The 9,101-nt window shown below is 48.5% G+C and carries 11 protein-coding genes and 2 pseudogenes; 8 read left to right on the top strand and 5 right to left on the bottom strand.

What is annotated here, in order from left to right; all coding sequences use genetic code 11:
• The first annotated feature begins 65 nt into the window (after nucleotides 1-65).
• From VJY99_RS02740 to VJY99_RS02720, 5 genes and pseudogenes are all read left to right on the top strand, one after another.
• Nucleotides 66-1,216, top strand: a protein-coding gene (locus VJY99_RS02740; protein ID WP_324116104.1) for an IS3 family transposase whose coding sequence is annotated in 2 segments (ribosomal slippage) — nucleotides 66-303 and nucleotides 303-1,216 — 1,152 coding nt in all. Because the reading frame shifts where the segments join, the coding sequence is not laid out codon by codon here.
• A gap of 21 nt (nucleotides 1,217-1,237) precedes the next feature.
• Nucleotides 1,238-1,639: pseudogene (radC, locus tag VJY99_RS02735) on the top strand (RadC family protein); the annotation flags it as partial.
• A 14-nt stretch (nucleotides 1,640-1,653) separates the two neighbouring features.
• Nucleotides 1,654-1,989, top strand: a complete 336-nt coding sequence (locus tag VJY99_RS02730) for a type IV toxin-antitoxin system YeeU family antitoxin (RefSeq protein ID WP_324116102.1) — start codon at nucleotides 1,654-1,656, stop codon at nucleotides 1,987-1,989.
• A gap of 66 nt (nucleotides 1,990-2,055) precedes the next feature.
• Complete coding sequence (locus VJY99_RS02725) at nucleotides 2,056-2,376, top strand: TA system toxin CbtA family protein (RefSeq protein WP_324116100.1); 321 nt, start codon at nucleotides 2,056-2,058, stop codon at nucleotides 2,374-2,376.
• Nucleotides 2,377-2,489: 113 nt separating this feature from the next.
• Nucleotides 2,490-3,323: a DUF4942 domain-containing protein gene (locus tag VJY99_RS02720; protein ID WP_324116098.1), complete on the top strand. Its 834-nt coding sequence runs from the start codon at nucleotides 2,490-2,492 to the stop codon at nucleotides 3,321-3,323.
• A 410-nt stretch (nucleotides 3,324-3,733) separates the two neighbouring features.
• Here VJY99_RS02720 and VJY99_RS02715 read toward each other — a convergent pair whose 3' ends face one another.
• The 3 genes from VJY99_RS02715 to VJY99_RS02705 are packed head-to-tail and all read right to left on the bottom strand — an operon-like array spanning nucleotide 3,734 to nucleotide 5,161.
• The gene (locus VJY99_RS02715; protein WP_324116097.1) at nucleotides 3,734-4,444 is read right to left on the bottom strand and encodes a helix-turn-helix transcriptional regulator; all 711 of its coding nucleotides are present in this window, start codon (nucleotides 4,442-4,444) and stop codon (nucleotides 3,734-3,736) included.
• Nucleotides 4,441-4,833 carry an amino acid-binding protein gene (locus tag VJY99_RS02710; protein ID WP_324116095.1) on the bottom strand — a complete coding sequence of 131 codons (393 nt, stop codon included), beginning with the start codon at nucleotides 4,831-4,833 and terminating at the stop codon, nucleotides 4,441-4,443. Before VJY99_RS02710 ends, VJY99_RS02715 begins: the two co-directional genes overlap by 4 nt.
• Nucleotides 4,826-5,161: an antibiotic biosynthesis monooxygenase family protein gene (locus tag VJY99_RS02705; RefSeq protein ID WP_107703000.1), complete on the bottom strand. Its 336-nt coding sequence runs from the start codon at nucleotides 5,159-5,161 to the stop codon at nucleotides 4,826-4,828. Before VJY99_RS02705 ends, VJY99_RS02710 begins: the two co-directional genes overlap by 8 nt.
• A 242-nt stretch (nucleotides 5,162-5,403) precedes the next feature.
• On the opposite strand from VJY99_RS02705, the gene VJY99_RS02700 reads away from it, so the two are divergent.
• From VJY99_RS02700 to VJY99_RS02690, 3 genes are all read left to right on the top strand, one after another.
• Nucleotides 5,404-6,387, top strand: coding sequence for a DUF1852 domain-containing protein (locus VJY99_RS02700; protein WP_268195717.1), 984 nt, complete (start codon nucleotides 5,404-5,406; stop codon nucleotides 6,385-6,387).
• A gap of 30 nt (nucleotides 6,388-6,417) precedes the next feature.
• Nucleotides 6,418-7,449: a methionine synthase gene (locus VJY99_RS02695; RefSeq protein WP_100779234.1), complete on the top strand. Its 1,032-nt coding sequence runs from the start codon at nucleotides 6,418-6,420 to the stop codon at nucleotides 7,447-7,449.
• A 166-nt stretch (nucleotides 7,450-7,615) separates the two neighbouring features.
• Nucleotides 7,616-7,759, top strand: coding sequence for a hypothetical protein (locus VJY99_RS02690; protein WP_324116091.1), 144 nt, complete (start codon nucleotides 7,616-7,618; stop codon nucleotides 7,757-7,759).
• Between the two features lie 46 nt (nucleotides 7,760-7,805).
• Here the strand turns inward: VJY99_RS02690 and VJY99_RS02685 are convergent, their stop codons facing one another.
• Together VJY99_RS02685 and VJY99_RS02680 are read right to left on the bottom strand one after the other, a co-directional pair.
• Nucleotides 7,806-8,876: a fimbrial protein gene (locus tag VJY99_RS02685; protein ID WP_324116089.1), complete on the bottom strand. Its 1,071-nt coding sequence runs from the start codon at nucleotides 8,874-8,876 to the stop codon at nucleotides 7,806-7,808.
• 17 nt (nucleotides 8,877-8,893) lie between these two features.
• A pseudogene (locus VJY99_RS02680) lies at nucleotides 8,894-9,101 on the bottom strand (long polar fimbrial chaperone LpfB); the annotation flags it as partial.

Below are 9,101 nucleotides of genomic sequence, written 5' to 3'. Positions count from 1 at the left end.
TGAATAGACCCGGGTTTCGTAGACACTTTTTTGCCTCATAATGGAGGCTTAATGAAGGAGTGTTTATGTCAGCAAAAACGTTCACTGAAGAATTCAAAATCGAAGCCGTAAAGCAGGTCACTGAGCAGGGATATCCCGTATCTGAGGTCGCCTCACGACTTGGGGTATCGACTAACAGCCTTTATGCCTGGGTTAAGCGTTACCAAAAACCTGAACCCCAGCGCAAACAGGATGATGCTCTCCAGCTTGAAGTAAAACGTCTCAGACAAGAACTTAAGCGGGTAACTGAAGAGCGAGATATTTTAAAAAAGGCCGCCGCGTACTTTGCAAGAACATCCGGCTGAAGTACGCCTTTATTAAAAAAATGTCGCCATTTTACCCTGTACGCCGTATGTGCCTGGTCCTTGGCCTTCATTACAGCGGCTATTACCAGTGGCTAAAGCAGCCAGAATCATTGCGCGCCCGACAGGATGAACGCCAGACTGGCCTCATTAAGCAACTGTGGCTTGAAAGTGGTACGGTTTATGGTTACCGAAAAATCTGGCTCGATATGAAAGACCTGGGTGAACGCGCTGGACGTAACAGGGTTGCGCGGTTAATGAGGCTCGCTGAATTAGCATCCCAGACCGGATATCGAAAACGACGTTACTACGGTGGTGGAAAACCGTCGGTTGCCAGCCCTAATTACCTTGAGCGGCAGTTCATTGTCCCGACCCCAAATACGCATTGGGTGAGTGACATGACCTATATAAGGACGCATGAAGGCTGGTTATATCTGGCCGTTGTTCTCGATCTCTTCTCACGTCGGGTTATAGGCTGGAGCATGGGAGGACGAATGACCGCTGAGTTAGTGATGGATGCATTATTGATGGCAGTATGGCGGCGTAAACCAACGGCAGAAGTATTGATCCATTCAGATCAGGGGTCTCAATATACCAGCGAAAGGTGCCAGCATTTTATGGCATCTCACAATTTAAAAAGCAGTATGAGTCGCCGCGGTAATTGCCATGATAACGCGGTAGCAGAAAGTTTTTTCCAGCTGCTGAAGCGAGAGCGTATCAAGAAACGGATCTATAAAAACAGAGCAGAAGCGAAAGCGGATCTCTTCGATTATATAGAGATGTTTTATAATGCCAGGCGTCGTCACAGCGCATGTGAAGATCAAGCACCTGCAGAGTATGAAAGTGCCTGGTTCATGAGGCACGGAACCGTCTAGGAAACTAGGGTCTATTCACTGCTTGAACAACACCTGCGCGAACCGGGTGTGGCATTCACCTCCACACAGGCCACTCGCGATTGGCTCAGGCTGAAAATGGGAACCTTTGAGCGTGAAGAATTTGTCGTGCTGTACCTCAATAACCAGAACCAGCTGCTTGCCCACGAAACACTGTTCACCGGCACCCTCAATCACACTGAAGTTCATCCCCGGGAAGTGGTGAAACGCGCCCTGTACTTTAACGCTGCGGCGGTGATATTTGCCCATAACCACCCTTCCGGGGAGGTTGCACCAAGTCAGGCAGACAAGGTTATTACCCAGAGACTGGTGCAGGCGCTGATGCTGGTGGAAGTTCGAGTGCCCGACCACCTGATTGTCGGTGGCAGACAGATTTTCTCTTTCGCCGAACATGGCCTTCTTTAAACAGGAATAAAATTATGAATAAAGACGTTACTCAAACCTGGGGTCTTAAACGAGATATGGAACCGTGTTTCGGAGCGCGGCTGGTACAGGAAGGTCATCGTCTGCATTTTCTGGCGGACCGGGCAGGATTTATCGGCACGTTTAGCGAAGCACAGGCCCGACAACTGGATGAAGCCTTTCCGCATTTTGTCGCGTATATGGAATTGATGCTGCTCTCCGGTGAGCTGAATCCCCGATGCGCGCACTGCGTCACGCTTTATCGTAAAGGGCTGACCTGTGAAGCCGATTCGCTGGGCAGTCATGGGTACGTGTATATCGCTGTTTATCCCTCGAATCAGGTTAAAGGCTGATGCTCAGCATCATCCCGGCTTTGTAAACCTTCAAACCTTCTCTTCTTTTATTAAGGGACTCAACACATGCAAAGTTCAACTGTACCGGCCACGGTGCCGGTTTTGTCACATCTGTCACCCGTGCAGGTCTGGCAGCAACTGTTAACTTATCTGCTGGAGAACCATTACGGCCTCACACTCAACGACACGCCATTCCATGAGGACGCGGCTATTCAGGAACATATCGAAGCAGGAATAACACTGGCTGATGCGGTGAATTTCCTAGTGGAACGCTACGAGCTGGTGCGAACTGACCGCAAAGGATTCACCTGGCAGGAGCAGACGCCATTTCTGACCGCTACAGATATTCTCAGAGCCAGGCGAGCTACCGGATTAATGAATTCTTAAATTCTTCGAGCCTCATTCCTGATTTTTACCTCTGCACTTTCCACTCTTTATATTCACCGCATAATGCGCCTGCCATTCCCGGCAGGCGTGTTTGCTTTTATGGATGATTGACGATGCAAACAGAACCCGATGTATTAACGGAACACAATGAACTCATCTGTTCGACCAGTATCGAACGAGTAGTCTCTGGCCGCGATGCAGCACTGCAGCAGATTGAACAGCTCATCCAGCAGCTTGATGCCATTTCACGGTTAACTTCAGAAGTTGGCGGTGGCACTGCCCAAGACTGGGCGATGAAGGCTGGACACCGCTACGATAGCTGGATGACTGAAAAGGTGGATAAAGCTCTGCCTGCCGTCACCCGCAATATTGACCGCAGTATCTGGCGAGACTTGATGTTGAAGTCTGGCATGATGGCCTTGATGGATGCTCAGGCCCGTGACCAGTGGCATAAGAACCTGGAGGAGGGGGATCTGCCTGCCATCAGCGAGGCGAATATCCTCAGTACTTTTGAGCAGCTACATCGGAACAAAATGGATGTATTTGAGCGTGGCATTATCAATGTCTTTAAAGGGCTGTCGTGGGATTACAAAACCAATAGTCCCTGCAGCTTTGGTAAAAAGATCATCGTCAACAATCTGGTGACGCATAGCCGCTGGGGCTTTAGCTTAAACTGGGGCTGGCAGCGGGATCAATTAGCGGACCTGGAACGAATGCTGTTTCTGCTTGATGGTAAACCGATACCCGACAACCGTGGCGATGTTACTACTCGATTGATGGAGCATATTCGGGACAACCCTTCGAAGGATGTTTACAAAGATGAGTTCTTTAGCATTCGTTACTTTCAGAAGGGTACTGCGCACATCACTTTTAAGCGGTACGATCTGACAGAAAAGATGAATGATATCGTGGCAAAATACTACCCGAGGATGTTAGCCTCCAGATAATAAGTATGTTTGTCATTCATCAACAAATATCCCACAAAAACCTGACATTTTCTTTTAGGACCAACAATGGGACCAAAATGAAAATTGAACTGGTAATTATCTCATACAAAACAAAATGTTATAAAACCAATTCAGACTCCCCCAGCCCAAAATTCTCCATCGGTGATTACCAGAGTCATCCGATGAAGTCCTAAGAGCCCGCACGGTGCAAGCCCTGCGGGCTTTTTTGTGCCCTCAATTTGTCTCGCGAAGTCCGAAGAAAACGAATTAAATCCGAACCTTTAGGCCCAATCAGCCTCGCCGTCTCCCCTATCTCCAATCCTGTCTTTTCCCCCATCGCGCAAAAAGATAAATCCTGCGATACCCATAAACGCCCCCCGCGACACTCCATCCTTTTATCCAGGTTGGTGCTAATCCAGATCCAAACTAAACAGTCGACTCAGCGCTATCTTGCCGCTGCGGGTTACGGTCACTTCGCGATAGCCCTGCGTGTGGGTGATCCACTTTTTCTGCAGTAACAACGTCATGAGTGCCTGCCCCGCATCCCCGCCCAGATGAAAACGTCTTTCGCTCCAGTCGAGGCACGGGCAGCAAGGCTTGCGGCGCGGACGCGGATCAAGCACTGCGCCAATACGTTGAAAATGCGCTTTCCCGGCGGGCGTCAGCGCATTGCCGTCAGCCACAATCCAGTGGTCATGGAGCATAAAATCATAGATTTTTACCGCCAGTTCTCCAGCCAAATGGTCATAACAGGTTCGGGCGTAACGTAAAACGACCGGCGTAGTCGGAGTAAAAGCAGTCTGGCTGCGCATGGAAACGCTCATGAGGTTTTCCAGCAGCCCGGCGATATGATGGCCCGCCAGACTGTAATAGCGGTGGCGTCCCTGCGTCAGGCAAATCACCAGCCCGTTGCTGAGAAGCCGAGCGAGGTGCCCGCTGGTGGTGGAGGCAGCGATGCCCGCCACCGCACTGAGTTCCGTGGCTGTCCACGCGCGCCCGTCCATCAGGGCGCACAAAATACTGACCCGTGACGGGTCAGAGATGGCGGAAGCGACCAGTGACATGGATTGTTCAAGAGACGCATCCGGCTCACTGTCGTGTTCGTTGTGAAGAACTTTCATACAGCGTGTGTTGCCCATTTTTGGGTGACTTCAGCCGCCCGGATATCGTCATCCGTTAGCAGAATAAGCCGGTTATCGTGATCGCTGTACTGTACCAGAATGCGAATGCCATTCTGTGCCAAAGTATCCGCGATTTCTCCCAGCTCGCCCGGCTGCTTCTGGGGTAATTTCCTTATCAGCGGACGCGACAATTTTCTCACGTCAAAGCCTGCGTCAGTCAGAACCTGGCGGGCTTTCTCGCCGTCTTCTATCAGAAAATGCGCGTGCCCGCCGTCCGGAGTGGTAAAAACCCCACCACCTTCCAGCCCGACACCGTTAAGACCAAGCACGCGTCCGAAGGAAGCCAGCGAATACGAAGTATTATCGAGAACAACGTGAATGTCATACATGCTGTTGCGCTCCTTTGCTCGAAGATGTCTCGGACGAGTAATCACGAAATACCCGGGCCACGCGTATTCTGTAGTATGAAAAAATCGACTGTTTGCCCTCTTTCTGGGCTGCCAGATGCATCATATTCTGCTTCCATCCGGCGACCGCCTCCTCATCTTCCCACCATGATAACGAGAGAATTTTTCCGGGTGTGCTCAGGCTCTGGAACCGTTCAATGGAGATAAATCCCGCTGTGTCCGACAACAACGGCTTCAGTTCTGCCGCCAGTTCAAGATAGCGCTCACGCGCTTCGGGGAGTGCGTCTGCCTCAAAAAGTACTGCGATCATCTTGCTGCCCTCTCATGAATTTCACTCAGCCTATTGCCGGTAAAAAGGAGATGCTTCGGCCAGCGCCGAAGTATCCCGGTGATGCGCAGGCAGGATCATGAATTTGTCTCATGTTTGGTGAATTTAAATCACTGTTTTTCACTCAATGACTCAGGCATAAAAGATACATCGCGATTTATCCATAAAAATTCAAAGACTACTGAAATATCATTAATTTTCAGCAGCCAGGACACCTGATAAAAATGAAAAAAGACATTACATTCTCGCTTAAGACAATTCGTTTTGACGAAGATTATAACCCTTCGAAAAATACGCGTATTACCACTAACTTTGCCAATCTGGCCAGGGGTGAGAAACGTCAGGAAAACCTGCGCAATACCCTGGCAATGATCGATAACCGCTTTAATTCTCTGGCGCAGTGGGACAACCCCACAAGTGACCGCTACACCGTTGAGCTGGACATCATTACAGCTCAGCTGAATATCAAGGGCGAGGGAGTGTCCGACGCCTTCCCGGTAATTGAAATTTTAAAAACAAGTATCCTTGATAAAAAAACCAATCAGCGCTTTGAAGGCATTTTAGGAAATAATTTTTCCTCGTATGTGCGCGATTATGATTTCAGCGTGGTATTGCCAGAACATAATAAAGATAAAGCAGGATTTAGCCTGCCGGATAATTTTGGCGTATTACACGGTGATATATTTAAACGTTTTATTAGTTCTGATACTTACAAAGCGCACTTCAGTAAAACACCGGTTATCTGCCTGAGTGTGTCGAGCAAAAACACCTATTATCGCACCGGTACTCAGCACCCAGTTTTAGGCATCGAATATCAGCAGGATGCCCCTTCCCTGACGGATGACTACTTCGCCAAAATGGGGTTGCGCGCCCGCTACTTCATGCCTGAAAACAGCGTTGCGCCGTTGGCGTTTTACTTCAGTGGCGATTTACTCAGCGATTACACCGATCTTGAGCTGATCAGTACCATCAGTACGATGGAGACTTTCCAGAAGATTTATCGCCCTGAAATTTACAATGCTAATTCCCGGGCGGGAAAACAGTATCAACCAAGTTTGAATTTCCAGGATTATTCATTAACCCGCATTGTTTATGACCGGGAAGAACGTAGCCAGCTGGCTGTTGAGCAAGGGAAATTTACCGAAGAACAATTTATAAAACCTTATCAGTCTGTTCTTAAACAATGGTCTGCTGAACCCGTTATCTGATTTATCCATAAAAATATAAGGTCACCTGTGATGAAAAAATTATTACCCACATCGACTGCGGGCAGTTTGCCTAAGCCTTCCTGGATTGCGCAGCCAGAGACACTCTGGTCGCCGTGGAAGCTGGAAGGTCAGGAATTAGTTGACGGCAAACTCGATGCCCTGCGTTTATGTCTGGAAGATCAGCAACAGGCAGGCATTGATATCGTCAGTGACGGCGAGCAAACGCGCCAGCACTTCGTCACAACATTTATCGAGCATCTCGAGGGCGTGGATTTCGAGAAGCGTGAGATTGTGAAGATCCGCAACCGCTATGATGCGAGTGTGCCGACCGTCGTGGGCCCGGTGAGCCGCAAGAAATCTGTTTTCGTTGAAGATGCGAAGTTCCTGCGCAAGCAAACTACCCAACCGATCAAATGGGCCCTGCCGGGACCGATGACCATGATCGACACGCTGTATGACAATCACTATAAAAGCCGCGAAAAACTCGCCTGGGAATTCGCTAAAATTCTCAATGAAGAAGCGAAAGAATTAGAAGCGGTGGGTATCGATATTATCCAGTTTGATGAGCCGGCCTTTAACGTCTTCTTCGATGAAGTAAACGACTGGGGTATCGCCACATTAGAAAGAGCCATTGAAGGGCTGAAGTGTGAAACGGCTGTCCACATCTGCTACGGCTACGGCATTAAAGCCAACACAGACTGGAAAAAAACGCTGGGCACTGAGTGGAGACAGTACGAAGAGATTTTCCCGAAACTGCAAAAATCAAATATCGATATTATTTCTCTGGAGTGCCATCACTCGCATGTTCCGATGGAGCTGATGGAGCTTATTCGCGGCAAAAAGGTGATGGTCGGTGCCATCGACGTGGCCACCAATACAATTGAGACACCGGAAGAAGTCGCTGCTACGCTTCGAAAAGCGCTGCAGTATGTTGATGCGGACAAACTTTATCCGTGCACCAACTGCGGCATGATCCCGCTACCGCGTGGCGTCGCACGAGGCAAGCTGGATGCGTTAAGCGCCGGTGCAGAAATCGTGCGCAGAGAATTGCAGGCGAAATAACGTCGCCGGAGAGCATAATGACTGTTCCACCCGGGTCTCAAGCGGGGCAGTACCGACACTGATCCTTTCACTGGCTTAAATCCGCTATCTACATTCCAGCCGGAACTCGAGAGTGAGATATGCGTTTATTAATGTCGGGGGAAAAAGCGTAAGGCGCTAAAAAGCGGTGTTACACCAGCCCGGTGCGAAAACCTCTCTCGCACCGGGCCAGACTGCCGACATTCCTGCACTGTTGGTTGCTGATAAAACGGCCTTCGGCTATGCCTGGCGTTATCGCGGGTTACACGGCCAGCATTTTCCTTTCACTTGAGAATCACACACTCATTCTTCTGCGCTGCCATGCCGGTTTCGTCTTTTTACTGTATATCCACTCCAACCGTCACCTGGGAATTGAATATCCCTGTTTCTGGCATATTGCCGGTCGTGCTAATGGGATAAAGCTGCATCGCACTGGTACCGGTTTGGTTGGTGTAGTTAAAGTTTACCGGGATCTCCCCACCCTGAGGACTGATCGGTTTGTTTGAGGTATCGTCCATGCGAATGGCGATATCTTTGTTGTCAGTTTTTAAAGCCGTTGAGTCAGTCGTGTCCGGCGTACCATTAAATTCAAGGGTCACGGCCACGCCATTACCAATGCTTGAACATTTTATCGAAAAATCGACTCTCTTTTTAGAAAACCCGGTTGGGGATTGTCCTTTTTGGGTAAACGCATTTTGCGCAATGTTACCCAAATCGATATTGATAATATCCCCCTCATTAATAACACAGCTTTGTGGCACGGTAACGGTTCCCGACATGCTCACTTGCGCAACCCAAAATGACGTATAATTACCTGGAACAGTCGTGGTATAAAGCTTGGCAATGATTTCATAGGGAATGATATGCTTGCCAACAAAGGGACGTCTGATATAGAGCTTCACGTTCCCCCTACTTCCTGTAGTAAATTCTGTTTCTTTTCCTTTTATATTGCCATGAGATACATTATTAGCTACGTCGGTAAAAGGAACCGTATGATAAGTTTCCTTATTCCCATTAGCATTATATACCATGATTTGAGTTTGATATTCTATATTGTTGTCAAGTACATACCATCCACTCGCATGCCCAACGGAGTGAACATTAGGCTCCGCTTTAAAATAAAAGCTCGGGCCAGACTGATCTGTGTCACATACGGCTTTGTAGCTCCGACCTAAATCCCAGTCATAAACGACCGGGGTTACCCCTGTTTGGTTATCAGTCGGTGAGGTTATAGTCTTAATATAGCTAAAACTAAAATCGGGGACGGATAAATCAACAGGCCTACAATACCCAGCCCCGGCAGCCGAAGCAGAACCACAAAATAACGTAGTACAGACACCCGTCAGCAACCCTAAAAGAATCACAGCCGGTGAAACTGAAGATTTATATTTCGACATAACATTACTCACAGATTAATCAGTTGTGTTTAAATTTGCGTGGAAAAAAATTCACTTTTCGCACCATAATCATTAATCGTCGCCCACGATAAAACCCCGTGGAGATCAACGCCGGATAAGGTGAAGTTAACGGATGAAAAAGGTGCAATTACCTTTACATCATTTAATGTCGTATTATTTAATTTCACAGAGTAAAAACTGATGTAATAGGGCGTCGGATTCGTTACAGACAGCCTA

It is taken from the genome of Buttiauxella sp. (assembly GCF_035271705.1).
GTDB lineage: Bacteria > Pseudomonadota > Gammaproteobacteria > Enterobacterales > Enterobacteriaceae > Buttiauxella.
This window is presented reverse-complemented; position numbering and strand designations above follow the sequence as displayed.

Bases quoted from the DNA above. Each gene is read 5' to 3' on its own strand.
- VJY99_RS02730 (WP_324116102.1), top strand. From the start codon at position 1,654: ATGAATAAAGACGTTACTCAAACCTGGGGTCTTAAACGAGATATGGAA.
- VJY99_RS02725 (WP_324116100.1), top strand. From the start codon at position 2,056: ATGCAAAGTTCAACTGTACCGGCCACGGTGCCGGTTTTGTCACATCTG.
- VJY99_RS02720 (WP_324116098.1), top strand. From the start codon at position 2,490: ATGCAAACAGAACCCGATGTATTAACGGAACACAATGAACTCATCTGT.
- VJY99_RS02715 (WP_324116097.1), bottom strand. From the start codon at position 4,444: ATGAAAGTTCTTCACAACGAACACGACAGTGAGCCGGATGCGTCTCTT.
- VJY99_RS02710 (WP_324116095.1), bottom strand. From the start codon at position 4,833: ATGTATGACATTCACGTTGTTCTCGATAATACTTCGTATTCGCTGGCT.
- VJY99_RS02705 (WP_107703000.1), bottom strand. From the start codon at position 5,161: ATGATCGCAGTACTTTTTGAGGCAGACGCACTCCCCGAAGCGCGTGAG.
- VJY99_RS02700 (WP_268195717.1), top strand. From the start codon at position 5,404: ATGAAAAAAGACATTACATTCTCGCTTAAGACAATTCGTTTTGACGAA.
- VJY99_RS02695 (WP_100779234.1), top strand. From the start codon at position 6,418: ATGAAAAAATTATTACCCACATCGACTGCGGGCAGTTTGCCTAAGCCT.